The organism is Streptomyces sp. NPDC050161 (assembly GCF_044460025.1).
In the GTDB taxonomy this organism is placed as follows: Bacteria; Actinomycetota; Actinomycetes; order Streptomycetales; family Streptomycetaceae; genus Streptomyces.
The window spans coordinates 63,730-88,123 of the sequence record NZ_JBITJM010000014.1 but is presented as its reverse complement, the minus strand read 5'-3'; the positions used below and the strand labels follow the sequence as shown (position 1 = coordinate 88,123).

26 protein-coding genes and 1 riboswitch are annotated in these 24,394 nt (G+C 73.0%); of the genes, 17 read left to right on the top strand and 9 right to left on the bottom strand.

The window, feature by feature from the left end:
• Positions 1–158 precede the first annotated feature (158 nt).
• Positions 159–359, top strand: a riboswitch (cyclic di-AMP (ydaO/yuaA leader).
• A gap of 4 nt (positions 360–363) precedes the next feature.
• On the top strand, positions 364–837 hold the full coding sequence (locus tag ACIBK8_RS22840) for a C40 family peptidase (protein ID WP_393680561.1): 474 nt from the start codon (positions 364–366) through the stop codon (positions 835–837).
• Between the two features lie 115 nt (positions 838–952).
• Here ACIBK8_RS22840 and ACIBK8_RS22835 read toward each other — a convergent pair whose 3' ends face one another.
• Positions 953–1,627 carry a LysE family translocator gene (locus tag ACIBK8_RS22835; protein ID WP_399043639.1) on the bottom strand — a complete coding sequence of 225 codons (675 nt, stop codon included), beginning with the start codon at positions 1,625–1,627 and terminating at the stop codon, positions 953–955.
• 71 nt (positions 1,628–1,698) lie between these two features.
• Between ACIBK8_RS22835 and ACIBK8_RS22830 the strand changes: the two genes are divergently transcribed.
• A complete protein-coding gene (locus tag ACIBK8_RS22830; protein ID WP_399043638.1) occupies positions 1,699–2,616 on the top strand; it encodes a LysR family transcriptional regulator in 918 nt (305 codons plus the stop codon).
• Between the two features lie 51 nt (positions 2,617–2,667).
• Here ACIBK8_RS22830 and ACIBK8_RS22825 read toward each other — a convergent pair whose 3' ends face one another.
• Positions 2,668–3,096 carry an ATP-binding protein gene (locus ACIBK8_RS22825; RefSeq protein ID WP_399043637.1) on the bottom strand — a complete coding sequence of 143 codons (429 nt, stop codon included), beginning with the start codon at positions 3,094–3,096 and terminating at the stop codon, positions 2,668–2,670.
• A gap of 337 nt (positions 3,097–3,433) precedes the next feature.
• Positions 3,434–4,660, bottom strand: a complete 1,227-nt coding sequence (locus ACIBK8_RS22820) for an 8-amino-7-oxononanoate synthase (RefSeq protein ID WP_399043760.1) — start codon at positions 4,658–4,660, stop codon at positions 3,434–3,436.
• Positions 4,661–4,805: 145 nt separating this feature from the next.
• Here ACIBK8_RS22820 and bioB point away from each other — a divergent pair, with 145 nt between their 5' ends.
• From bioB to ACIBK8_RS22795, 5 genes are all read left to right on the top strand, one after another.
• Positions 4,806–5,981: a biotin synthase BioB gene (gene bioB / locus ACIBK8_RS22815; RefSeq protein ID WP_399043636.1), complete on the top strand. Its 1,176-nt coding sequence runs from the start codon at positions 4,806–4,808 to the stop codon at positions 5,979–5,981.
• Entirely contained in the window at positions 5,974–7,278 is a 1,305-nt protein-coding gene (locus tag ACIBK8_RS22810; RefSeq protein WP_399043635.1) for an adenosylmethionine--8-amino-7-oxononanoate transaminase, read from the top strand. Before bioB ends, ACIBK8_RS22810 begins: the two co-directional genes overlap by 8 nt.
• 111 nt (positions 7,279–7,389) lie before the next feature.
• Positions 7,390–8,091, top strand: coding sequence for a dethiobiotin synthase (gene bioD / locus ACIBK8_RS22805; RefSeq protein ID WP_399043634.1), 702 nt, complete (start codon positions 7,390–7,392; stop codon positions 8,089–8,091).
• 72 nt (positions 8,092–8,163) lie between these two features.
• Positions 8,164–8,985 (top strand): class I SAM-dependent methyltransferase, encoded by an 822-nt coding sequence (locus ACIBK8_RS22800; protein WP_399043633.1) that lies wholly within the window; start codon positions 8,164–8,166, stop codon positions 8,983–8,985.
• A gap of 11 nt (positions 8,986–8,996) precedes the next feature.
• On the top strand, positions 8,997–9,665 hold the full coding sequence (locus ACIBK8_RS22795; protein ID WP_399043632.1) for a class I SAM-dependent methyltransferase: 669 nt from the start codon (positions 8,997–8,999) through the stop codon (positions 9,663–9,665).
• Positions 9,666–9,738: 73 nt separating this feature from the next.
• On the opposite strand, the gene ACIBK8_RS22790 is transcribed toward ACIBK8_RS22795, so the two are convergent.
• The 3 genes from ACIBK8_RS22790 to ACIBK8_RS22780 all read right to left on the bottom strand — a co-directional run bounded on the left by ACIBK8_RS22790 (position 9,739) and on the right by ACIBK8_RS22780 (position 11,599).
• A complete protein-coding gene (locus tag ACIBK8_RS22790) occupies positions 9,739–10,110 on the bottom strand; it encodes a fic family toxin-antitoxin system, toxin component (protein ID WP_399043631.1) in 372 nt (123 codons plus the stop codon).
• Positions 10,107–10,379: a hypothetical protein gene (locus ACIBK8_RS22785; protein WP_399043630.1), complete on the bottom strand. Its 273-nt coding sequence runs from the start codon at positions 10,377–10,379 to the stop codon at positions 10,107–10,109. Before ACIBK8_RS22785 ends, ACIBK8_RS22790 begins: the two co-directional genes overlap by 4 nt.
• A gap of 125 nt (positions 10,380–10,504) precedes the next feature.
• The gene (locus tag ACIBK8_RS22780) at positions 10,505–11,599 is read right to left on the bottom strand and encodes a multidrug resistance efflux transporter family protein (protein ID WP_399043629.1); all 1,095 of its coding nucleotides are present in this window, start codon (positions 11,597–11,599) and stop codon (positions 10,505–10,507) included.
• A 140-nt stretch (positions 11,600–11,739) separates the two neighbouring features.
• Between ACIBK8_RS22780 and ACIBK8_RS22775 the strand changes: the two genes are divergently transcribed.
• The 6 genes from ACIBK8_RS22775 to ACIBK8_RS22750 all read left to right on the top strand — a co-directional run bounded on the left by ACIBK8_RS22775 (position 11,740) and on the right by ACIBK8_RS22750 (position 18,084).
• Positions 11,740–12,378 (top strand): GntR family transcriptional regulator, encoded by a 639-nt coding sequence (locus ACIBK8_RS22775; protein ID WP_399043628.1) that lies wholly within the window; start codon positions 11,740–11,742, stop codon positions 12,376–12,378.
• Between the two features lie 144 nt (positions 12,379–12,522).
• Entirely contained in the window at positions 12,523–13,413 is an 891-nt protein-coding gene (locus ACIBK8_RS22770; protein ID WP_399043627.1) for an LLM class F420-dependent oxidoreductase, read from the top strand.
• A 100-nt stretch (positions 13,414–13,513) separates the two neighbouring features.
• Positions 13,514–13,933 (top strand): GNAT family N-acetyltransferase, encoded by a 420-nt coding sequence (locus ACIBK8_RS22765; protein ID WP_399043626.1) that lies wholly within the window; start codon positions 13,514–13,516, stop codon positions 13,931–13,933.
• A gap of 192 nt (positions 13,934–14,125) precedes the next feature.
• Positions 14,126–15,433, top strand: a complete 1,308-nt coding sequence (locus ACIBK8_RS22760; protein WP_399043625.1) for an acyltransferase family protein — start codon at positions 14,126–14,128, stop codon at positions 15,431–15,433.
• Positions 15,434–15,724: 291 nt separating this feature from the next.
• Entirely contained in the window at positions 15,725–17,068 is a 1,344-nt protein-coding gene (locus tag ACIBK8_RS22755) for a hemolysin family protein (protein WP_399043624.1), read from the top strand.
• Positions 17,065–18,084: a hemolysin family protein gene (locus tag ACIBK8_RS22750; RefSeq protein WP_399043623.1), complete on the top strand. Its 1,020-nt coding sequence runs from the start codon at positions 17,065–17,067 to the stop codon at positions 18,082–18,084. Before ACIBK8_RS22755 ends, ACIBK8_RS22750 begins: the two co-directional genes overlap by 4 nt.
• 61 nt (positions 18,085–18,145) lie before the next feature.
• Here the strand turns inward: ACIBK8_RS22750 and ACIBK8_RS22745 are convergent, their stop codons facing one another.
• A complete protein-coding gene (locus tag ACIBK8_RS22745) occupies positions 18,146–18,475 on the bottom strand; it encodes a hypothetical protein (protein ID WP_399043622.1) in 330 nt (109 codons plus the stop codon).
• Here ACIBK8_RS22745 and ACIBK8_RS22740 point away from each other — a divergent pair.
• From ACIBK8_RS22740 to mug, 3 genes are all read left to right on the top strand, one after another.
• Positions 18,474–19,244 (top strand): SGNH/GDSL hydrolase family protein, encoded by a 771-nt coding sequence (locus ACIBK8_RS22740; protein WP_399043621.1) that lies wholly within the window; start codon positions 18,474–18,476, stop codon positions 19,242–19,244. The genes ACIBK8_RS22745 and ACIBK8_RS22740 overlap by 2 nt on opposite strands.
• A gap of 162 nt (positions 19,245–19,406) precedes the next feature.
• The gene (purB, locus tag ACIBK8_RS22735; RefSeq protein WP_399043759.1) at positions 19,407–20,840 is read left to right on the top strand and encodes an adenylosuccinate lyase; all 1,434 of its coding nucleotides are present in this window, start codon (positions 19,407–19,409) and stop codon (positions 20,838–20,840) included.
• 30 nt (positions 20,841–20,870) lie between these two features.
• Positions 20,871–21,458, top strand: a complete 588-nt coding sequence (mug, locus tag ACIBK8_RS22730) for a G/U mismatch-specific DNA glycosylase (protein WP_399043620.1) — start codon at positions 20,871–20,873, stop codon at positions 21,456–21,458.
• Positions 21,459–21,634: 176 nt separating this feature from the next.
• Here the strand turns inward: mug and ACIBK8_RS22725 are convergent, their stop codons facing one another.
• On the bottom strand, positions 21,635–22,147 hold the full coding sequence (locus tag ACIBK8_RS22725) for a hypothetical protein (RefSeq protein WP_399043619.1): 513 nt from the start codon (positions 22,145–22,147) through the stop codon (positions 21,635–21,637).
• Positions 22,148–22,351: 204 nt separating this feature from the next.
• Between ACIBK8_RS22725 and ACIBK8_RS22720 the strand changes: the two genes are divergently transcribed.
• On the top strand, positions 22,352–23,509 hold the full coding sequence (locus ACIBK8_RS22720; RefSeq protein WP_399043618.1) for an ROK family transcriptional regulator: 1,158 nt from the start codon (positions 22,352–22,354) through the stop codon (positions 23,507–23,509).
• A gap of 75 nt (positions 23,510–23,584) precedes the next feature.
• Here the strand turns inward: ACIBK8_RS22720 and ACIBK8_RS22715 are convergent, their stop codons facing one another.
• Positions 23,585–24,331: a GntR family transcriptional regulator gene (locus ACIBK8_RS22715; RefSeq protein WP_399043617.1), complete on the bottom strand. Its 747-nt coding sequence runs from the start codon at positions 24,329–24,331 to the stop codon at positions 23,585–23,587.
• Positions 24,332–24,394: the final 63 nt, after the last annotated feature.

Sequence of the window (24,394 nt, the reverse complement as noted above, 5' to 3'; positions counted from 1 at the left end):
GCCCCGGCCTTGGATGCCTCCGCGCACCGCAAACGGCGCAACTCACCACATGGCTCCCATGTGACGAATGTCACACAGGGTCATTTCAGCGCTTATTTCGGGCGCCGCATGCGTAACGATCCCTTCGACGACAAGACCCCGCCACAGCGACGGGGCGGTCCGGACGGGCGCCTAATCCTGCCGCCGTCCGGATGTCCGGTCGACGCGGTTGGAACGGCAGGAGCGGAGGACCCGAGCAGGACGGGGCCACGGCCGCCACGGCCGACGGGCTCCTTGGGGTGAAGCCGTACGCACGGCCGGGCATCTTCGCCTGCCCGAACCCGACAGGTCCTCCTTCGCAGGCGGCTGACGAAGGGTTCGCTCATGGCTGTACGCAGGCACGTACCGACAGCAGTGGCCCGCGCCGGAACGATTTCGGCTCTGGCACTCGCCACCGTCGGCGGCATCATCCCGACGCCCGGAGGGACCACCGACGCCGAAGCGTCGAGCGTCTCGTCCGCGGCGCTGCGGATCGCCGCCTCCAAGAAGGGGGCGCCGTACCAGTACGGCGCCCGGGGCCCCCACCGATTCGACTGCTCAGGGCTGACGCAGTACGCGTTCAAGCACGCGGGCAAGAAGCTGCCGCGCACCGCGGCTGCGCAGTACAACCGCACCCGGCACCTGCCCGCCTCGTCCCGCAGGGTCGGCGATCTGGTCTTCTTCCATGCGGGCAGGGGTGTTTACCACGTCGGGATCTACGCCGGACGGGGCCGCATCTGGAATGCGCCCAGGACCGGCACCGTCGTCCGCCTGGACAAGATCTGGAGCAAGGCCGTCTGGTACGGGCGGGTCAGGTGAGCGGTCACCCGTCACCCGCCGCATCGCACTGAGATGGCCGAACTTCCTTACCTCTGACCGCCGTTGACCATCCGGGAGGCGCTCGGCGACGGCCGTCCGCGTGCGTGCGGCACGGTCAGGCGAGCGCCACCTCGACGAGGAGGACGCCACCGAGCGTGGTCAGCAGGGCGCCGGTGGTGGCCTCCAGGGCGCGGGTGACCCGCGGGCGGCGCAGCCAGTTGCCGAGGCGGTCGACGAGCAGCGCGACGGCGGGGAACCACACCAGCGCCATCGCGACGACGATCATGGCGAGCAACAGGGTGCGCGGCAGCGCGGGCTGCCCCTCGGGGACGAACTGCGGGAGCAGGCTGAGGAAGAGCACCGGCGCCTTGGGGTTGAGCGCGTTCGTGAGGAAGCCCTGCCGCAGGCTCTGCCCGACGCCGGTACGCGCTTCCTGCTGCGCGGCGGCCTCATCCCCGGTCCGTGCCACGACGTCCTCGTCCGCCGTGGGCGCCGCGTCGGCAGGACCGCGTACGACGGCCAGCAGTGCGCGGCCTCCGAGGTAGAGCAGATAGGCGCCGCCGAGTACCTGAACGGCGCCGAACAGCACGGGCACGGCGACGAGTACGGCGGCGAGCCCGGCGACCGCGAGGGCGGTGTGCACGAGCAGCCCGCCCGCGACCCCGACCGCGCAGGCCACCCCCGCCCGGCGCGAGCCGAGTGCGTTGCGCACCACGACCGCGAAGTCCGCGCCCGGCATGGCGACCATGCCGGCGGCAACTCCGGTGAAGGTGATCAGCCGTCCGTCCATGAGGCAATCCTCGCTGGTCAGAGCCTTTAATGGGGAGTGGCAATCTTCTTCGTCTGGCTAAAGAGGTTCTTATGTACGACCCCACGCGACTGGCCGCCCTGGTGGCGGTCGCGGAGGCCGGATCGATTTCCCGGGCCGCCGACCGGCTCGGCTACACCGCGCCCGCGCTCTCCCAGCAGCTCGCCAAGCTGGAGCGGGAGGCCGGGACGGCGCTGCTGGTGCGCCACCACCGCGGGGCGCGGCTGACGGCCGCGGGGGAACTGCTGCTGGTCAGGGCCCGGCGGGCGCTGGACGAGCTGGATCTGGCACGGCACGAGCTGGCGCAGCTGGCGGGCCTGTCCGGCGGCCGGCTGCGGGTGGGCACGTTCATGACGGCCGGTACGCATCTGCTGCCGCCCGCGCTGAGCGCGTTCCGCCGTGCGCACCCGGACGTGGAGCTGAGCGTCACGGAGTACGAACCGCCGCTCGGTATGCGGGCGGTGGCGCTCGGCGAGGTGGATCTGGCGTTGACGCACGCCTACGCGCCGGGCGACCCGATGCCCACACCGGAGGGGCTGCGGCTGGAGCCGCTGCTGACCGAGGAACTGGTGCTCGTCACGGCGCCGGGGCACGCCCTGTCGGCGGGCCAGGGACGGCTGCCGCTGTCCGGTCTGGCCGGACAGCCGCTGGTCAGCATGGCGCCCGCCAACCCTCACCGGCGCGGGGTGGAGGCGGCGCTCGCGGCTGCCGGGGCGAGCGTGGCGGTGCGCTGCGAGTCACCGGGGTATGAGGTGGTGTGCGCGCTGGTGAGCGCGGGCCTGGGGGTGGCGGTGGTGCCGGAGATGATGGCGACAGGTTCGGTGACACCGCTGGGTGTCCGCCGGCTGGAGCCGCCCGAGCTGCACCGCACGGTGTCGGTGGCCTACCGCCCCGGTGGCGGCTCCCCTGCCGCCGACACCCTGCGGGCGCTGCTGCGCGGCGCGTTCACCCGTGGCGGCTCCGTGCAGTGAGGCCGTGCGGCGGCCTGCCCGGTGGCGGGCGGGTGGTCAGGAGGCAGGTGGTCAGGGTCCGGTTGCCGTCCAGGGCAGCGAGACCCAGACCGTTTTGCCGCCCTGGTGGGTGGGTTCGACCGTCAGCCGGCCGCCGGCTTCCGCGGCGAGGAAGCGGATGATGACCAGGCCGCGTCCGTTGTCCTGCTGCACCGCGGCGGGCAGCCGCTGCGGCCACCGCGGATGGCTGTCGGTGACGCCGATGCGGAGCTGTTCGTCGCGGTCGAGCCGCAGCTCCACGGTGAAGACCGGGGAGCGGCCCAGGGTGTGCTGGACGGCGTTGGTGGCGAGTTCGGAGACGATCAGCCGGACGGCGTCGGCGCGCACCGCGTGCGCCGGCAGACCCCACTCGCCGAGCACATCGCTCACATAGCCGCGGGCCAGCCGCACGGAGGCGGGCTCGCTCGGCAGCGTGAGTGAGGATTCCTGGTGGTCTGCCATCGCGACGCCGTCCTTTTCCCACCGAGGCTCGATTCCGGCGCACCGACCAGGGAGCGAGCTGCCGATCGGACACCGATACGGCCTCGGACTGCTGCTGTGCGTCAGACTGCCATCCATGCTGCTGGTGTGACGCCGATCCACCACGATATGCCCATATCTGTCGCTCAATGCGGTGAACTCTGCTACGCGAGAACGGATTTGGGCGGCGGGACCGCACGCCGGCCCGCCGGTGCCGGCCCCCCTGCGGCACCGACGAACGCTGTACCCGCCTCATACTCGCCGGGCGGTGCCGGTAAACCTCTGGGGAGGGGCCGCGCCTCCGGGGCGTCCGGCGTCGTCAGCCTCGGGGCGCGGCGGCCACGACCGTCTCGACGGCGCTGTCGATCTGCGCGTCCGTCAGGTCCGCGCGGGCGGTGAGCCGCAGCCGGGAGATGCCGTCCGGCACGGACGGGGGGCGGAAGCAGCCGACGACGAGCCCGGCTTCCCGGCAGTCGGCGGCCCAGCGGACGGCCTGTTCCGGGGACGGGGCGCGCACCGAGACCACGGCGGCGTCCGGGCGTACGGCGGCCAGGCCTGCGGCGGTGAGGCGGCGGTGCAGCTGCGTGGCGACGGTACGGACCCGGTCGACGCGTGCGGGTTCGCGGCGGAGCAGCCGCAGCGCGGCCAGTGCGCCGCCGACCGCCGCGGGTGCCAGGCCGGTGTCGAAGATGAACGTCCGCGCGGTGTTGACCAGATGCTCGATCACACGGGCCGGGCCGAGCACCACGCCACCCTGTCCGCCGAGGGACTTGGACAGGGTCAGGGTGGCGACCACGTCGGCGTCACCGGCGAGACCCGCGGCGGCCGTCGCGCCGCGCCCGCCGTCGCCCAGTACGCCCAGTCCGTGCGCGTCGTCGACGAGCAGACCCGCGCCGTGCGCCCGGCAGACGCCGGCGAGAGCGGGGAGCGGGGCCGCGTCGCCGTCGACGGAGAACACCGCGTCGGTCACCGCGAGCGCCCGGCCGTCGTGGTCCGCCAGCGCGGCGGCCACCGCCCGCGGGTCGGCGTGCGGGACGACGGCGGTACGGGCCCTGGAGAGCCGGCAACCGTCGATGAGGGAGGCGTGGTTGCCCGCGTCGGAGACCACGAGGGCGCCGGACCCGGTGAGCGCGGTGACGGCGGCGAGGTTCGCGGCGTAGCCGGACGACAGCACCAGGGCGGCCTCGAAGCCGCAGAACGCGGCGAGTTCGGACTCCAGCCTGGCGTGCAGTTCGGTGCTGCCGGTCACCAGCCGGGAGCCGGTGGCGCCCGCGCCCCAGCGGTGCGCGGCCTGGGCGGCGGCGCGGGTCACCTCGGGGTGCCTGGCGAATCCGAGGTAGTCGTTGCAGGCCAGGTCCAGCAGCGCGGAATCGGCGGAGCGCGGGCGCAGGGTGCGGACCAGGCCCGCCCGTTGCCGCTCGGCGTGCGCCGCATCGAGCCAGTCGAATGCCGCGCCGAACGTCTCGCGTACAGGGGCCGCTGCGGGGTCGGCGGGCGGCACGCAGCGTGCGTCCCGGGTCTGCGGCGGTGCGGTGTCCTGCGGCATCGGCATCCTTCTCGATTGTGGGCTGTCGATAGACGTTAGCGGTCGTTACACCCGCCCACAGTGTGGTGATACCCACACTCCGAGCCGAGGTCGTTGTGGGAATCCTCCTTGGCCCGGGGCGGTGCCGTACGCCAGGATCAACGCCATGGAGCTGCTGAACACTCTGGTGGACAAGGGGCTGCGGCGTGAGCTGCCGACCCGTGAAGAGGCCCTCGCCGTACTGGCGACGTCCGATGACGAACTGCTCGATGTGGTGGCCGCGGCCGGAAAGGTGCGCCGTCAGTGGTTCGGGCGGCGGGTGAAGCTCAACTACCTCGTCAACCTCAAGTCGGGCCTGTGCCCCGAGGACTGCTCGTACTGCTCGCAGCGCCTCGGGTCGAAGGCCGAGATCCTCAAGTACACCTGGATCAAGCCCGATGACGCGTCGAAGGCGGCAGCCGCGGGGGTGGCGGGCGGCGCCAAGCGCGTGTGCCTGGTGGCCAGTGGCCGCGGGCCGACCGACAAGGACGTGGACCGGGTGTCGGAGACCATCTCCGCCATCAAGGAGCAGAACGAGGGCATCGAGGTGTGCGCCTGCCTCGGACTGCTCTCCGAAGGCCAGGCCGGGCGGCTGCGGGAAGCCGGGGCTGACGCCTACAACCACAACCTCAACACCTCGGAAGCCACGTACGGCGACATCTGCACCACCCATGACTTCTCGGACCGCGTGACGACCGTGCAACAGGCCCAGGCGGCCGGTCTGTCGGCCTGTTCCGGGCTGATCGCCGGGATGGGCGAGACCGACGCCGACCTGGTGGACGTGGTCTTCGCGCTGCGCGCACTGGACCCCGATTCGGTGCCGGTGAACTTCCTCATCCCGTTCGAAGGCACCCCGCTCGCCGAGGAGTGGAACCTCACGCCGCAGCGCGCGCTGCGCATCCTGGCCATGACCCGCTTCGTCTGCCCGGACGTCGAGGTACGGCTGGCGGGCGGGCGCGAGGTGCATCTGCGGAGCATGCAGCCGCTGGCGCTGCACCTCGTCAACTCCATCTTCCTCGGCGACTATCTGACCAGCGAGGGCCAGGCGGGCAAGGACGACCTCGCGATGATCGCCGACGCGGGCTTCGAAGTGGAGGGCGCGGACACCACCACCCTGCCCGAACACCGCGTCCCGGGCTGCGGCGACGAGGACGGCTGCCACGGCGGGGCGCCGGGCGCCTGCCACCCCGCCCAGGACGCGCCGCCCGCCACCACCGTGCCCGCGCCGTCCGACGAGGCCCGCCGCGGCCTGGTCTCGGTGCGCCGCCGGGGCGCCGGCACCGAACTGCCGCCCAATGTCTGAGGTGTTCTCACCGGGCGACCTGCTCGCACTCGACCGGCAGCACGTGTGGCACCCCTACGGGCCGATGCCAGGCCGTAGCACACCGCTGCTGGTCGAATCGGCCGCCGGCGTCCGGCTGCGGCTGGCCGAACCCGCCGGTGGTCACGCGGAGTTGATCGACGGGATGTCCTCCTGGTGGTCGGCGGTGCACGGGTACAACCACCCCGTACTCAACGACGCCGCACACGACCAACTGGGGCGGATGAGCCACGTGATGTTCGGCGGGCTCACCCACGAGCCCGCCGTACGGCTCGCCAAACGGCTGGTCGACATCACACCGGAACCCCTGCGGCACGTCTTCCTCGCGGACTCCGGTTCGGTGTCCGTCGAAGTCGCCGTCAAAATGTGCCTCCAGTACTGGCGCTCGCTCGGCCGGCCGCGCAAACAGCGGCTGCTCACCTGGCGGGGCGGCTACCACGGTGACACCTGGCAGCCGATGTCGGTGTGCGACCCGGAGGGCGGGATGCACGAGCTGTGGCAGGGCGTGCTGCCCCGCCAGATCTTCGCGGACGCACCGCCGCCCGGCTTCGACGCGGAACCCGACCCGGCGTACGCGGCACGGCTGCGCGAGCTGATCGCCCGGCACGCCGACGAGGTGGCCGCGGTGATCGTCGAGCCGGTGGTGCAGGGCGCGGGCGGGATGACGTTCCACTCCCCCGGCTATCTCCGGGTGCTGCGGGAAGCCTGCGACGCGCACGGCGTGCTGCTGGTCTTCGACGAGATCGCCACCGGCTTCGGCCGCACCGGCTCACTCTTCGCCGCCGGGCACGCCGGGGTCGCACCGGACGTGATGTGCGTCGGCAAGGCGCTGACCGGCGGCTACCTCACGCTGGCCGCGACGCTGTGCACATCGGACGTGGCCGAGGGGATCTCCGGCGGCGAGGTGCCGGTGCTGGCGCACGGCCCCACGTTCATGGGCAATCCGCTGGCCGCCGCCATCGCCGACGCCTCCATCGAGCTGCTGCTCGGGCAGGACTGGGCGCAGGAGGTCCATCGGATCGAGACCGGCCTGCGGGCGGGCCTGGCACCGGCCCGGGAGCTGCCTGGTGTCCGTGACGTGCGGGTGCTGGGGGCGATCGGCGTGGTCCAGCTCGATCACGAGGTCGACATGGCCGCCGCGTCCGCCGCCGCCGTACGGGAGGGCGTATGGCTGCGCCCCTTCCGCGACCTCGTCTACACGATGCCGCCGTACATCACGGGCGACGACGACGTGGCGCGGATCTGCGCCGCGGTGTGCGCGGCGGCCCGGGAGGGCTGAACTGCCGCGCGGCGGAGCCGGATCGCCCCGGCTCCGCCACGTCGGCGAACCCGCTTTCCCCCTCTTCCCCTACTCCCCTGTTCCTCGCAAAACACCACTCGGAGGCGCACCATGACGGTGCTTTTCGTGACGGGCACCGGCACGGAGATCGGCAAGACCGTGACGACGGCCGCCCTCGCGGCGACCGCCCTCGCCCAGGGCCGTTCGGTGGCCGTACTCAAACCCGCGCAGACCGGAGTCGGCGCGGCCGAACCCGGCGACGTCGCGGAGGTCGAGCGGCTGGCCGGCGCCGTGACCACGGCCGAACTGGGCCGCTTTCCCGAGCCGTTGGCGCCCGCCACGGCGGCGGCACGCGCCGGGATGACGCCGGTCCTGCCCCAGGATGTCGCGAAGGCGGCGGCCGAACTCGCCGCTTCGCACGACCTCGTCCTGGTCGAGGGCGCCGGTGGCCTGCTGGTCCGCTTCGACGGATCCGGCGGCACCCTCGCCGACGCCGCGCGGCTCGCGGAGGCCCCCGTCCTCGTCGTCGCCCCGGCCGGCCTCGGCGCCCTCAACGCGACCGCGCTCACCGCGCTCGCCCTGCGCGCGTACGGCCTCGACTGCCCCGGCGTGATCATCGGCAGCTGGCCCGCGACCCCCGATCTCGCGTCCCGCTGCAACCTCACCGACCTGCCGGACGCCGCCGGCGCCCCGCTGCTCGGGGCCGTTCCCGAGGGCGCCGGAAGCCTGCCGCCCTCCGCGTTCCGCGCCGCGGCACCGGACTGGCTGGCACCGCGGCTGGGCGGCACGGACGCCTTCCGGCTGCCGTCCTGACGCGCCCCCGGAAAGGCCGCCGGGAACAATCCGCCGGACCGCCCGGCACGCCCCTGGCACACTCCCCCCCCCATGGCCGATGACGCGTACGCCGATCCCGAACTCGCCGCGTGGTACGACACGTTCAACCCCTGGGGCGCGTCGGACGACTTCTACCTCGACCTGGTGATGTCAGCGGGCGCCGTCCTGGATGTCGGCTGCGGCACGGGCACGCTGCTGCACCGCGCCCGGGAACGCGGCCACGCAGGCAGGCTGTGCGGCCTCGACCCGGCCACGGCGATGCTCGACCGGGCACGCGCCAGGGGGCGTACCGGGATCGAGTGGGTACACGGCGGCCTCGGCGACGGCCCCGGCCCCGGCGCGCTCCGCGGCTCCGGCCGGGGCCGCGGGTTCGACCTGATCGTGATGACCGGCCACGCCTTCCAGGTACTGCTCGACGACACGGCGCTGCACAACGCGCTGGCGTTCGTGCGCGGCGCACTCGCCGATGGCGGCCGGTTCGCGTTCGAGACCCGCCACCCGTCGGCACGCCCGTGGGAGCGGTGGACCCCGGAGCACGCCGTCGAAGCGACCCGCCCGGACGGCGTCACCTGCCGCGCCGAGCACCGCGTCGACACACCCGTCGACGGCGAACTGGTGCACTTCACCACCACGTTCACCACATCCGGCGGGGGCCGGCCCCGCACCGGCCGCAGCACACTGCGGTTCCTGCCGCCCGCCGCGCTGTCCTCGTTCCTGACCGATGCGGGGCTGACGGCCGTGGCACAGTACGGCGACTGGGACCGCGGCCCGCTGACGGAGTCGAGCCCGGAGATCATCACGCTCGCCGCCCGTATTCCCCGGCGTCCCGCCCTCCGGGAGGGGAGACTGGCAGCGGGGCCGGCCGTCGGGTGAAAGGGGTCGTCATGTCGCAGCGCAGGGGTGTCCCGCGGGACGCCGTGCACCATCCGTTGTTCGCGCGCTTCTACGCGCGGTGCGGTGCCGCGGCCGACCAGCGGGCCGGAGTGGCGGAGCTGCGGCGTGCGCTGCTGTCGGGTGTCACCGGCCGGGTGATCGAGGTCGGTGCGGGCACCGGGCTGAACTTCGCGCACTATCCCGGGACGGTGTCGGAGGTGGTGGCGATCGAGCCGGAGGCCACCCTGCGACGGCTGGCGCGGGACGCGGCGGTGCGGGCGGACGTGCCGGTGGATCCGGTGCCCGGGGTCGCGGAGGCGCTGCCGGTCAAGAGCGAGGCGTTCGATGTGGCGGTGGCTTCGCTGGTGCTGTGCTCGGTGCGGGACGTGCGCAGGGCCCTGGCGGAGCTGCGGCGGGTGCTGCGGCCCGGCGGTGAGCTGCGCTTCTTCGAACACGTACGGGCGGCGGGCGGCGGGCTTTCCGCGGTGCAGTGGACGCTGGACCATACGGTCTGGCCGACGCTGATGGGCGGCTGTCACACCTGGCGGGATCCGCTCGCCGAGATCCGGGCGGCGGGCTTCGAAGTGGTGCACGTCCGGCGGCTGAAGGTACCGGAACGCGGGCCGACCCTGCCGACCTCGCCCGCGGTGCTGGGTACGGCGCAACGGCCGGTCGACTGAGCAGGAGCAAGGGACGGGGAGGCGGAATCCAGCACCGGTCCGCGCCCCGCTCGTCCTCCGGTCCTGCGGCCGGTCAGACCGTCCAGCTGCGCAGTTCGTCGGCGATGGCGGGGAGGTCGGTGGTGTCATCCTTGACCAGGCGGGCGAGGTCGCGGACGCGCTCCGGTGACGTGGTGACCTTCAGGCCGCCGACGACGAGGTAGCCGTAGGCCACGGCGCTCGCGAACATCGCGTTCGAGCGCTCCAACGCCGGTACGCGCAGCAGCAGTTGGAGCAGTGCCGCGGCCCGGTCCTGGGGGTCGGTGTAGACGGGTACGCCGAGGGTCTCCGCCTCGTGGCGGCTGACGGCGGCCACGAGGGCGCCCCAGTCGGTGATCTGGGGGTCTCCCGGGGTGTGCTGTTCGGCGATCAGGAGGAGCCAGGCGAGGTCGATGCGCAGGGTCACTTCTTGCCCGGGTGTCCTTCCCTGCCCTGGGTCCTGCCGTGGCTGCTGCCGACGGCCGGGTCTAGGCCGAATTCTTCGGCGAAGACGCGCTCGTACTGCTTCATGAAGTCGGATGCCGCCTCGACGAAGGTCTGGCCGACTTCTCCCGCGTCCTTGAGGACGAGTTCTTCGATATAGCGGTTCACGCTGACTCCCCGCTGCACGGCTCGCTCCCGGGCCGCTTCGGCGGTGGCTTCGTCCACACGGACGTTCAATTGTGTCTTCGCCACGCTCCCAAGCTAGCGCGCATCCGCTAGCACGGGCAAGCGGTGCCGACCGGCGGCCCCCGGCCCCGTGCGCAGGGCGCGGATCACCGGCGGCACGCCCTGGAGGCGGGGCGGCAGTTCGCCACGGCTCATGGGCGGTGCCGCTCCCCCGCGTACTGGAGGCGCTCCGCCGGGCCGGCCGCGGCTTCCGCGGTGTGCGGCGGTGCGTGCGCCGCGTCGGGTCCGTGGCGTTCCCGCTCATCGCCGTCGCCCCGCGGCCGGGTGCCGGCGCCGCCCGGTGTCCTGGCCAGCGCGTGCACGCACAGGCCGACGACGATCAGCGCGAGCCCGAGCCAGCCGGTGAGCGCGGGCGCCGCGATCCCCACCACGAGGGCCTCGCCGAGCAGGGTGAAGGGCACCTCGGCCGCCTGGGTCGCCTCGACGGCGCCCAGTGCGGCGGGTTCGTGGCGCACCAGGTCGGTGGCGCGGAAGAAGAGGGTGGTGGCCACGACTCCCGAGACCAGGGCGACGATCAGGCACTGCACCAACTGGCTGCCGGGCGGCGGTCCCTGCGTCGCCGCCGCCGTGCCCGCCAGCACGATCCACAGCGGGAGCGAGCCGAGCGTCATCGCCAGGGTGCGCTGGACGCCGTCGAGTCCGTCGAGGCCGAGCAGTCTGCGGTTGCCCAGCGGGTAGGCGACGGCGGCGACCGCGACCGGCAGGACGACCTTGAGTGCGGTGAGCGCTCCGGTGCCCTCGGCGTGCTGGAGCTGGGCCAGGACGACACCGGCGACGATCAGGGCCGAGACGCCGACGGTGCGCAGCGGCACCCGGCCGCCGTTGAGCGCGCCGATGGCGATGCCGGCGACGATCACCAACTGCCAGGTGGAGGCGACCAGCCAGCCGGCGCCCGCCTCACCCGCCCAGGTCAGCGGCGCGTAGAAGAGGCCGAAGCCGACCGTCGACCAGATAAGCCAGACGGCGGGCCTGGCGCGCAGGCTGCGCAGGACGCCGGGCAGCCCGCCGCGCACGGCGACCAGGGCGGTCAGCGGGACGACCATGAACAGGTAGCGCAGGCTGGCGCTCCAGAGCCACGATCCGCCGGACACGCTCATCCAGCGGTTGAGCACGAAGGTCGTCGCAAAGCAGGCGGCGGCGACGATGCCGAGCACCATGGGGCCGGCCACGCCGCCGCTGCGGACGGGCGCGGGGGCCGCGCCATGGTCGTGGGTGGGTATCGGCACCGCGTCTCCCGCTGTCCTTCGCCGGATGGCGGGCGCTGCTCACCCGCCGATTGACATCTGAAATGTTAGTTGGCCTTCGCAGACCTCCGACGGCGGGGTGGCCGGTCCTGCGGGCGGCGGCCACAACTTAGGATCGGGGCGTGACCGCACTGGAACCGGTGCCGAGAAGGCTGCTGCGCGACCGGGCCTACGACGCGCTGCTGGAAGCCATCGTCTCCGGCGAACTCTCCCCCGGACAGAAGCTCAGCGACGCCCAGCTCGCCGAGCAGCTCGGCCTCTCCCGCGCCCCCGTCCGGCAGGCACTCGCCCGGCTGGCCGACGAGCGCCTGGTGGTCTCCAAACCGCAGAGCTACACGCGGGTGGCGCCGGTCGTCGAGCAAGAGATCCGCGACGCGCTCGCGGTTGTCCGCGCGCTGCACGCGCTCGCCGTGCGCGAGGCGGTCCCGCGTCTCACCGAGACGCATCTGACGCGGATGCGGGACGCCAACGACGCGTTCGTGCGCGCACTGGACGCCGAGGACGCGTCGGCGGCCATCGCCGCGGACGACGCGCTGCACGCCGTCCCGATCGAGGTGTGCGGCAACCGCGCGCTCGCCGAGACGATCGGCCGCTACACCCCGCTGCTGCGCAGGCTGGAGCGGCGGCGCTTCTCCGGTGCCGCGGCGCGCGCGTCCGCCGCGCGGCACGACGCGTTGATCGCGGCCTGCGCGGCGGGTGCGACGGACGAGGCCGTGGAGCTGTCGGGTGAGATCTGGGGCGGCCTGGAACTGACGGGGTGAGGCCCGCGGGCGGGCCCGGCACCCGCGGCCGGATCCGGACGACTTATCCGGGGGCGGCCTCCGCTTTCCCGTGGCGACATGGTTCCATGAGCGCGGCAGTCCGCGCCACCACGGGTCGCGGGCGCCACATCTCCAGGGGGTCTCATGTCACGTCCGTTCCGCTTCGGCCTCAACATGCTCACCGTCGACTCCGGTCCCGCCTGGCGCGAGAAGTGCCGCAGGGGCGAGGAGTTGGGCTACGACGTGCTGCTCGTTCCCGATCACCTCGGCTGCCCCGCGCCGTTCCCCGCGCTGATCGCGGCGGCCGAGGCGACCGAACGGCCGCGCGTGGGCACCTTCGTGCTCAACACCGGCTTCTTCAACCCCGCGCTGCTCGCCCGCGAGGTGGCCACCACCGACGCGCTCACCGGCGGACGTCTCGAACTGGGCCTCGGCACCGGGTACATACGCGCCGAGCACGACGAAGCCGGGCTGCCCTGGGGCTCGCCCGGTGAGCGCGTGGACCATCTGACGCGCACCGTCGAGGAGTTGGACCGGCTGCTCGGCGACCCCGCGTACGCGCCGAAGCCCGCCCAGCGGCCCCGTCCGCCGCTGCTCATCGGCGGCAACGGCCCGCGGATGCTGCGGCTGGCCGCGAAGCACGCCCAGATCGCGGCGTTCAGCGGCGGACGGCAGGCACCGGGAAAGCCCGAAGGCACCTTGGAACTGCTCTCCGCCGAGCAGGTGGCGGCGTCGGTGGCCAGGTACCAGGAGTTCGCGGCAGACCGCGCCGAGCCGGCCGAGCTGAACATCCTCGTGCAGCAGGTGCTGGTCACCGATGACCGCAGGGCCGCCGCCCGCGAGTTCGCGGCGCACGGCGTCGGCCTCGACGAGGACCAGGTGCTGGACGCCCCGACCGTGCTGATCGGCACCCCGGAGCAGATGGCCGATCAACTGCGGGAGCGCCGCGAGCGGTACGGCTTCTCCTACATCACCGTCCTGGACCCGTTCATGGAGGCATTCGCCCCGGTGATCGCGGAACTCCAGGGCAGCTGAGCCGCGACGGGAGGGGGCGGCCCGAGCACATCCCGCCGTCCCTCCCCCTCCGTACGGAAATCGTTCGCCCGACGCGTCGGCACTCTGATTGGCTCGCCGGATGAGCGATCTTCACATCCGTCACGCCCATCTCTCCGATATCGACGCCGTGTTGCAGTTCTGGCGCAAGGCCGCGGAGGGGACGAGCATCAGCGACGACCACGACGGGATGACCAGGCTTCTGACCAGAGACCCCGAAGCCCTGCTGCTCGCCGAGCGCGACGGGGCGCTCGTGGGGACGGTCATCGCCGGTTTCGACGGCTGGCGGTGCTCCGCCTACCGGCTGGCCGTGCACCCGGACTTCCGTCGGCAGGGCATAGCCACCGCCCTGCGGGAAGCGGCCGAACAGCGCTTCATCGCCCTGGGCGGGCGGCGCGTCGACGCCATGGTCCTGGAGGCCAACGAGCAGGCGCACCACGCGTGGACGGCCGGCGGCTACCACCGTGAGGACCACTGGCGGCGCTGGGTGAAGCCGCTCTAGCCACCCACGGGCTCCGCTCCGACAGGAGCGGAGCCCAGCCGCCGTCTCCCGAAGAACACCGTCCACCCCCTCTCCCGCGGACCCCTGCCCACCCTCCACCTAAACATCGAGTGTATACATGCTGCACATAGTCAGCGGGTTCGCCGTCCGGCGTGCCTCGTCACTCGATGTCGCTCGATCCGGAGGATCCACGTGCTCAGGGCCAGTTCGAAGCTTCTCGCCCGGCAGAGAACCCGTCACGGCGAGGTGCCGGACGCCGTGGGGAGCGGCCGGGCGCCGGGCGGGCAGGCCCGGGGCACCCGGCTGGCCGCCATCGACGGACTGCGCCTGGTGGCCGCCGTCGCGGTCGCCGCCTACCACTACCTGGGCACCACCACCCCGCACTTCTGGGGCAAGGAAGAACTCGGCGACTTCGCCCCCGCGCTGCACGACATCAGCCGCTACGGCTGGCTGGGTGTCGAGGCGTTCTTCATCATCAGCGGCTTCGTCATCTGCATGAGCTGCTGGGGGCGCACCCCCGCGCAGTTCGTCGTCTCACGCGTCTCCCGGCTGTTCCCCGCCTACTGGTGCGCGGTGCTGCTCGTCATAGCCCTGGTCCTGACGGCCCGGGTCAGCCACCTGGAGGCCGCCACCCCCATCGACCTGCGGACGGTCCTCGGCAACCTGACGATGGCCCCGGGTCCGCTGGGGCTCTCCCTCATCGACGGCGTCGCCTGGACCCTCTGGGTGGAGGCCCGTTTCTACCTGCTGATCGCGGCCATGCTCTTCATCGGGCTCACCTACCGCCGCATGATCGCCTTCTGCGGAGCCTGGCTCACCCTCGCGATCATCGCCCGCGAACTCCACTCACCGGTACTCGACGAGTTCGTCATCAGCCAGTACGCGGGCCTCTTCATCACGGGAACGGCGCTCTATCTGATGCACAGGTTCGGGCAGAACCTGGTGCTGTGGCTGCTCGCCGGTTTCGCCTGGTGCTTCGAACTCACCGTGCTCAACGACCGGGTGGCCGGCCACGCGGCGAAGCCCGCCGAGGGAGGCGCGCTCTCCTGGGCCGTCTGCGCCGCCCTGCTGACCCTCTTCCTCGTCGTGCTCGCGCTCGCCGGATTCGGCCCGCTGGCCCGCATACGGTGGCGCCGGCTCGTGACGGCGGGCGCGCTGACCTACCCCTTCTATCTGGTGCACCAGAGCATCGGCATACCCGTGGCCAAGGGGCTGCTGAAGGTGGTTCCCGCGCTCGGCCCGCTGCCGTCGATAGCGGTCGCCCTCGCCTTCTCCCTGCTGCTCTCGGCGGCCATCTACCGCACGGTCGACGGGCCGGTCGGGCGGATGCTGCGGCGCCACCTCACCCGCGGCATGAGCCCTCAGGACCGAACGGTGGCCACGGCGGCGCCGGAGAAGGCCGAACGGGGCGTCGTCGTACCGCAGTTGGCCGCTCCCGGAGGGCCGCCGACGGGAGCGGAAACCGAGCCGGAGGCACCCGGCGTCGGCAGCAACGCCTGAACCGGACGCCCGTCGTCACCCCCCGCCGGGCGGCGCCGACCGATGCCCGCCCGGCGCTCCGGAACCGTCCCGCGGAGCCCCGCCCGACCACCGAGAACTCGTCACACCGGCCTCACTTTGCTGGTCCTTTACCATGGTGGGATCCCCATTCCACCGAGGAAAGGGGATCTCCATCCCCCAGTGAAAGGTGTGTGAGCGTCCAGCCATGGGCGAACCTCCCAGTTGCCGAGCACGCTTGCGACAGAGCGCGAACCTCCCGATCCTGTTCGATCATGGGACGGAGGTGACCCGATGACCGAGCTGCTTCTCCTGGCCCTGGCGCTCCTCCTGACTCTGGCCTGCGGCGTCTTCGTCGCGGCCGAGTTCTCACTGACGACCGTCGAGCGCAGCGACCTCGAACGCGCCGTGGAGCGCGGCGAGCGTGGCGCGGACAGCGCGCTCAAGGCCGTCCGCCGCCTCACCTTCCAGCTCTCCGGCGCACAGCTCGGCATCACCGTGACCGGCCTGGTCATCGGCATGCTGTCCAAGCCGGCCATCGCCGCTCTCCTCGCCGGGCCGCTCACCTCGGCGGGGCTGCCGCGCTCCGCCGCGGACTCGGTGGCGCTGGTCCTGGGCACCGTGCTCTCCACCGTCGTCCTGATGGTGATCGGTGAGCTGGTGCCCAAGAACTGGGCGATCTCCAGCCCGCTGGCCCTCGCCAAGCGGGTCTCCGGCGCCCAGCGCGCGTTCAGCGCGGCCTTCGGCCCGCTGATCGCCCACCTCAACACCACCGCGAACCACATGGTGCGCCGGATGGGCCTGGAGCCCGCCGAGGAGCTGGCCTCCGCCCGCGGACCGCAGGAACTGGTGGCGCTCGCCCGGCACTCCGCGAAGGAGGGCGCCCTGGAGCCGGACACCGCCGAGCTGTTCGTCCGCACCCTCAACCTCTCCGACCTCACGGCCGAGAACGTCATGACGCCGCGGGTCCAGGTGACCGCCCTGGAGGTGCAGGCCACCGCCGAGGACGTCGCGAACGCGACCCGGGCGACCGGCCTGTCCCGCTTCCCCGTCTACCGCGGCAGCCTGGACAGCGTCGTCGGCGTCGCCCACATCAAGGACGTCCTCGCCATCCCCGCCGAGCTGCGCCGCCGCCGTCCGGTGTCCGAGCTGCTGCGCGAACCGCTGCTGGTACCCGAGACCCTGCCCGTCGACCGCCTGCTCGACCGGCTGTCCGGCAAGCGCACCATGGCCGTGGTGATCGACGAGTACGGCGGCACGGCCGGCGTGGCGACGCTTGAGGACATCGTCGAGGAGGTCGTCGGCGAGGTACGCGACGAGCACGACCCGCTGGAGACCCCCGACCTGGCCGCGGCCGGCACCGACGCGGACGGCCGCGACGTCTATCACGCCGACGGCGCCGCCCGCACCGACCAGCTCGCGCGTATCGGCCTGCGGCTGCCCGACGGGCCGTACGAGACGCTGGCCGGCGTGATCGCCACCGAACTCGGCCGCATCCCGGCGGCCGGCGACACCCTGGACGTGGCCGGCTGGACGATGGACGTGCTGGACGCGTCGGGCCACCGCGCGGCGCGGGTGCTGCTGCACGCCCCGCCCGCCGGGAGCGGGGAAGCCGACGACGAGGAGGCGGCCCGATGACCGCGCTGCAACTCTTCGTCGGTCTGCTGACCCTGGTCGTCAACGCCTTCTTCGTCGGCGCCGAGTTCGCGCTGATCTCGGTCCGCCGCAGCCAGATCGAACCGCACGCCGACGCGGGCGACCGACGCGCGAAGAGCGTGCTGTGGGGCCTCCAGCACGTCTCGGCGCTGCTGGCCGCCGCGCAGCTGGGCATCACGCTGTGCACCCTGGTGCTGGGCGCGGTCGCCGAACCGGCCATCGCGCATCTCCTGGAACCGCTGTTCCACGCCGTGTCCGTACCGGACGCGCTGATCCACACCATCTCGTTCGTCATCGCGCTGGCGGTCGCGACGTATCTGCACATGCTCTTCGGCGAGATGGTGCCGAAGAACGTGGCACTGGCGGAGCCGGTGCGCACCGCCCTGCTGCTCGGCCCGCCGCTGGTGGCGCTGACCCGGGCGCTGCGGCCGGCGATCTTCACGGTCAACGCGCTGGCGAACGGCCTGCTCAAGCTGTTGCGGGTGGAGACCAGGGACGAGGTCGCCGCGACGTTCTCCGACGACCAGCTCGCGAAGATGGTCGAGGACTCGCGCGATGCCGGGCTGCTGGACGACCGGGCCAAGGAGCGCCTGCGGGACGCCCTGGAGCTGGGCCGCCGCCCGGTCCGCGATGTGGTGCTGCCGGTCGAGAAGGTCGTGTCGGCGGGTCTTGGCATCACCCCCGACGGCCTGGAACGGCTGGCCGGAGCCTCCGGCTTCTCGCGGTTCCCCGTCGTCGACGACACCGGCCGCATCCTCGGCTATCTGCACGTCAAGGACGCGCTGGACGTCACCCCGCGCGAGGTTCCTTTCCCGGTCGGCGCCATGCGCCCGATCGCCCGGGTGCGGGCCGCGACGCCGCTGGACGACGTGCTGACCGCGATGCGCAGCTCGCGGACGCACCTGGCCGCGGTGATCGGCGACGCCGGGACGCTGGCCGGTCTGGTGTCGATGGAGGACGTGCTGCGCGAGCTGGTGCTCCAGCGGCCCGCCGGCTGACCCCGCCCGGGGTGGCACCGCCACCGTGCCGCCCCGGGCCACACCCCGTCTGACCGATCGGTTAGTTTACTGACCGATCGGTTGGATGTGCCGCCGTCACACCACCGGTCATCCGTCCCGGGACTCCGGCGAAGGACCGCTGCGCGCGGGCACCGCCGGCACCCGCGAGCTGGCCCGCGTACAGCGCCGCCGGGAATTCCCGCTGGCCGTCGCCCAGAAGGCCCAGCAGGCCGAGCACGCACTGATTTCCGCCGCCCTGGACGGCACCCTCGACGAACATCGGTTGCCGGTGATGCTCCGGCTGCTGCGCCGGGTGCCGCCGCTGCGCACGGTCACCGGCCACCTCGGCGCCATCGGGGTACGCCCCGAGCAGATAGGATCTCCGCGCCATGGAGATGAATGCCCACTACACCAGTTTCGTCGCGGTCGGCGACAGCTTCACCGAGGGAATGTCCGACGGATTGCCGGACGGCTCCTACCGCGGCTGGGCCGACCTGCTCGCCGCCCGGCTGGCCGCCCGCACCCCCGGATTCCGGTACGCCAACCTCGCCGTACGCGGCAAGCTCATCGGACAGATCCTCGACGATCAGGCGGGGCCCGCGGCGGCCATGGGCGCCGACCTGGTCACGCTCGTCGGCGGCCTCAACGACGTGCTGCGCCCGAAGTGCGATGTGGACCAGGTCTGCGAGCGGTTCGCCGCGGCGGCACAGGTACTGGCCGGGGGCGGCGGGCAGCTGGTGCTGATGCGCAGCCCCGGCCGCCAGGGGCCGGTCCTGGAACACTTCCGGCCGCGGATGGAGCAGCTGTTCGCGCACATCGACGCGGTGGCCGAACGGCACGGCGCGGTGGTCGTGGACCTCTACGCGTCCCGGGCGCTGGCCGACCCTCGGATGTGGGCCGACGACCGGCTGCACCTCAACGCCGAGGGGCACCGCAGGGTCGCGGAGGCCGTCTGGCAGGCGCTGGGCCTCGACGCCACCGCGGACTGGGACGCACCGCTGCCCGCCGCCCTGCCGCCCGGCTGGCGTGCCCGGCGCTCCGCTGACCTGCGGTTCGCCCGCGAGCACCTGGTGCCGTGGATCGGCCGCCGGCTCAGCGGGCGCTCGTCGGGCGACGGCCGGCCGGCCAAGCGGCCCGAACTGCTGCCGTACGAGGGCTGATCCGGGGCCCGCCGCCGCGACCGGCGGCGGCCCGGATCCGTGCCGGGCGGACGGGCCCGCACCCGGCGGGCAGGCCCCGGACCTGGAGGAACGTACAGCCGGGACCGGGGTGCCCCTTGTGTGGGCACCTCTGAACCGCCAGTAGACTCTGGCCACGTGACTGTGTCTGCGAAGCCTCGCATCCCCAATGTCCTGGCCGGCCGCTACGCCTCCACGGAGCTGGCCGTGCTGTGGTCCCCCGAGTACAAGGTCAAGCTGGAGCGCAAGCTGTGGCTTGCCGTACTCCGTGCCCAGAAGGACCTGGGGGTGGAGGTTCCCGAGCAGGCCCTGGCGGACTACGAGCGGGTCCTGGACAACGTCGACCTGGCGTCGATCGCGGAGCGCGAGAAGGTCACCCGGCACGACGTCAAGGCGCGGATCGAGGAGTTCAACGCCCTCGCGGGCCACGAGCAGGTCCACAAGGGCATGACCTCCCGCGACCTGACCGAGAACGTCGAGCAGCTCCAGGTGCGGCTCTCCCTTGAGCTGATGCGCGACCGCAGCGTCGCCGTGCTGGCCCGTCTCGGCTCGCTGGCCGCCCAGCACGCCGAGCTGGTCATGGCCGGCCGCTCGCACAACGTCGCCGCGCAGGCCACCACCCTCGGCAAGCGCTTCGCGACCGCCGCCGACGAGCTGCTGGCGGCGTACGGACGGCTGGACGACCTGCTGTCGCGCTACCCGCTGCGCGGCATCAAGGGCCCGGTCGGCACCGCCCAGGACATGCTCGACCTGCTGGGCGGCGACTCCGCCAAGCTCGCCGATCTGGAGCAGCGGATCGCGGGCCACCTCGGCTTCGGCCGGGCGTTCACCTCCGTCGGCCAGGTCTACCCGCGCTCGCTCGACTACGACGTGGTCACCTCGCTGGTCCAGCTCGCCGCCGCGCCGTCCTCGCTCGCCAAGACGATCCGGCTGATGGCCGGGCACGAGCTGGTCACCGAGGGCTTCAAGCCCGGCCAGGTCGGCTCGTCGGCGATGCCGCACAAGATGAACACCCGCTCCTGCGAGCGCGTCAACGGCCTGATGGTCATCCTGCGCGGCTACGCGTCGATGGCCGGTGAGCTGTCCGGTGACCAGTGGAACGAGGGCGACGTGTCCTGCTCCGTGGTCCGCCGGGTCGCGCTGCCGGACGCGTTCTTCGCCCTGGACGGTCTGCTGGAGACCTTCCTGACGGTGCTCGACGAGTTCGGTGCCTTCCCCGCCGTCGTCGCCCGCGAGCTGGACCGCTACCTGCCGTTCCTCGCCACCACCAAGGTCCTGATGGGCGCCGTGCGCGCCGGTGTGGGCCGCGAGGAGGCGCACGAAGCGATCAAGGAGAACGCGGTCGCCTCGGCGCTGGCCATGCGCGAGCAGGGTGCCGAGCGCAACGAACTCCTCGACAAGCTGGCCGCCGACGCGCGCATCCCGCTCGACAAGGCGCAGCTGGACGCGCTGATGGCGGACAAGCTGTCCTTCACCGGCGCCGCCGCCGACCAGGTGGCGTCCGTCGTGGGCCGCATCGCGGAGATCACCGAGCAGCACCCGGAGGCCGCCGCTTACACCCCCGGATCGATCCTCTGATCCGGCCCGTAGGCGAGGACCACCTCTGACATGGGCTACACCCCCGAAGAGCTGCAGGCCGCTCGCGACCGTCTCGTCCCCGACGTGACGGCGAGCGGCCTGCGGGTTCTCTTTTGTGGCATCAACCCCGGGTTGATGACGGCGGTCACCGGGCACCACTTCGCCCGGCCAGGCAACCGTTTCTGGCCCGTCCTGCACGCGGCGGGCTTCACACCCCGCGTCCTCAAGCCCGCCGAGCAGGGCGAGTTGCCCTCCTACGGCCTCGGCATCACCAACGTCGTGGCGCGGGCGACCGCCAAGGCCGACGAGCTGACGGCGGCCGAATACCGCGAGGGCGGGCGGCTGCTGGCCGAGAAGGTCGCCCGGCTGCGGCCACAGTGGCTGGCCGTAGCCGGGGTCACCGCCTACCGCGTCGCCTTCGGCGACAAGCACGCCGCGATCGGCCCCCAGCAGCGGACCCTGGGCAGCACCCGCATCTGGGCGCTGCCCAACCCCAGTGGCCTCAACGCCCATTGGACGCTCGCGGCCATGGCCGATGAGTACGGCAGGCTGCGCGCGGCGGCCTTCGGCGACGGGGAACCCGCACCGCACCAGAGGCACGAGTCCGAGGGCTCGTAGCCACGGGCCGCCGGAGGACGTCCCGTTCGCGGAGGACGTACCGTTCGCGGCCCAGCCGGGACATGGCCTTGAGTCTCCAGTGACTGGAGATCGTCAACGGCTGGCAGGTGGTGCCGAACCTGATGCCGGTGTATCCCTGGCTCATCCAGGCCCTGCGGAATGACCGTGCCGCATAGTCACCGCAGGGGAGATCGCCCCGGATCCCTGAACGTCCAGGGTCTGTCGGCCGCGCCGATCCTCCCCTCCCCTGTGGCCGCCAGCACCTGGGCGGGCAGTTCGGGGCCGCCGTAGCCGGCGCCGAGTGCCACCCAGCGGCTGCCGGGCTGCCAGACCGACAGCCGGTCGGCCGCCGCGCTCAGGACGTCGAGCGGCGGCCGGACCGGCAGGCCCTGCGCCACCCGCTCCAGGATTCCCGTCAGGTCCACTTCCTCAGGCTCGCCCCAGCGTAAGGACAGGACGGCGGTGAGCGCCTCCAGTTGGGCCGCGCCGTCCTCGCGTATCCCCTGCTCATCCGCCGGGTCGGCGTCCCACGCCGGAGGGCCGGTCCACAGCCGCGTCAGATGGAAGCCGGGCCCGCTCTCGCCCGTCGGGGACCGCTCCCTGCCCTCGGGGAACGGCCGTTGTCTGAGCCGGTCCAGCTCCGCGAGGCCGCGGGCGGTGGGGTGCTGAGGCCACGCTCCGTTCGTCATGCCCTCAGTAAACAGCGGGGGTCTGACAATTGGCCGCCCGTCAGGACGAGGGCCGGGCAAGCACGGGGCCCGTGGGACGGCCGGAGGGGGCCGCGGAGCCGTCCCGCACGGCGGTCCGGCGCGTTCCCCTGAGCCGCCGGGGCTCGCCGCGCAACCCGCTGACCGGCTACGATCCGCCACACACGCGAGGCGAGGGAGACGACGTTGGGGCGGCTCACCGGCGGGGATCCCTCCCTGCTGCGACGGATCAACTCGGCGGTGGTGCTGCACGCACTGCGCGCCGCGGACTCCCCCACGCTCACCGACCTCGTCCAGGTGACCGGCCTGTCCAGGCCGACGGTCGAGGGTGTGGTCGAGGGGCTCATGGAGACGGGCCTGGTGACGGAGGCCACCGTCGACGAGGGCGAAGCGCGGCGCCAGGGGCGGCCGGCCCGCCGGTTCCGTTTCCGCGCCGAGGCCGGCCATCTGCTGGGCATCGAGATCGGCCCGCACCGCGTCTCCGCCCTGCTGTCCGACCTGGGCGGCCAGGTGCACGAGTCCGCGCAACGGCCGGTGGACGAACGGGCGCAGGCCGACGAGCGGCTGGAGCGGGTGCGCACTGTGGTCGCCGAACTGCTGCGCCGTGCCGGGGTGCCGCGCAGTTCGCTGCGGGCCGTCGGGGTGGGCAGCCCCGGCATCGTGGACGCGGACGGCACCGTACGGCTGGGCACCGCGCTGCCGGGCTGGACGGGGCTGCATCTGGGCGAGCGGCTGCGGCGTTCGTTCCGTTGCCCGGTGCTGGTCGAGAACGACGCCAACGCGGCTGCGGTGGCCGAGCACTGGAAGGGCGCGGCGGCCGGTTCGGACGACGTCGTGTTCGTTCTTGCGGGGCTGAGTCCGGGGGCGGGCGCGCTGATCGGCGGGCGGCTGCACCGGGGGTTCGGCGGGGCGGCCGGCGAAATCGGCGCGCTGCATCTGCTGGGGCGTGAGGTGACCCCGGAGAAGCTGCTGTCGACGACCGGGAAGCCCGTGCACCCGCTGGACGAGGCGCAGGTCGCCGAGGTGTTCGCGCTGGCCCGCGAGGGCGACCCCCAGGCCAAGGACGCGATGGACCGGTTCCTCCAGCGGCTGGTGCACGACGTGGCGGCGCTGGTGCTGGCCCTCGATCCGGAGCTGGTGGTGATCGGCGGCTGGGCGGCCGAGCTGGCCGGCATCCTCGATCCGCTGCGTGACGAGCTGGCGCGCTACTGCCTGCGCCCGCCGCAGGTGACCTTGTCGGCGCTGGGCGAGGCGGCGGTGGCGACCGGTGCGCTGCGGCTCGCCCTGGATCACGTCGAGGGTGAACTCTTCGCTGTGGAGAGCACGGTGACCGGCCGCAGGTGACCGGCCGGGGCGCGGTACGCGGCGGGCCCGCGGCGGCGTGCTGCGCGGCGCGGGCCCGGACGGCGTGCTGCGGGGTCAGCCCGCCAGCAGGGACACCGCTTCGCTCTCCCCGAAGGTGAGCCGGCAGGTGTCGGCGCGGTAGGTGGAGACCGCGACGGCTGTGGTGCGGCCGGCCGCGACGTAGCGGGTGGTGACGATCAGGACGGGGGCGCCGGGCAGCCGGTCGAGCGCCTTGGCGTCCTCCGCTCGGGCCGAGCCGAGTTCGACCGTGCGGTCCTGGCCCTCCAGCTCCTGTGCGTGCAGCGCGTGCAGGACGGCGCGGGCGCGGGCGGTGGCGCTGACGGCGGCGAGTTCGGAGCAGCCGGGTACCGCGGACGAGGGGATGTACAGCAGCTCGGCGGCGACGGGCTGGTCGTGCGTGACGCGGTTGCGGCGCACGATGTGGACGCTTTCGCCGGGTGCCGTCTCCAGGAGGCGGGCGACGGCCACGGGGACCGACTGCGAGGTGACGGCGTCGACCGCCTGCCAGTCGTCGCCGGGGGCGCCGGGCCAGGTGTGGCGGGCGGGGTCGACGGCGACGCCGACCCGCGGCGGGGCGACGGTGGTGCCCACGCCGCGCCTGCGCTGCAGTCTGCCCTCCAGCTCCAGCTGTTCGAGCGCCTGCCGCAGCGTGGCCCGTGCGACGCCGAAACGCGCCGCGAGTTCCCGCTCGTTGGGCAGGATCTCGCCTACCGCGAACTCCGAGTCCAGTGCCTCGCTGAGCACGGTCTTGAGGTGCCAGTACTTCGGCTCCGGCGCTGTTTCGAGCTGCGTGGTCCCCACCCTGTCCTCCGCATCGGCCGTTGCCCCGCGGGGCTGCGCTCCCCGGAGACGTCCCCGCCCAGG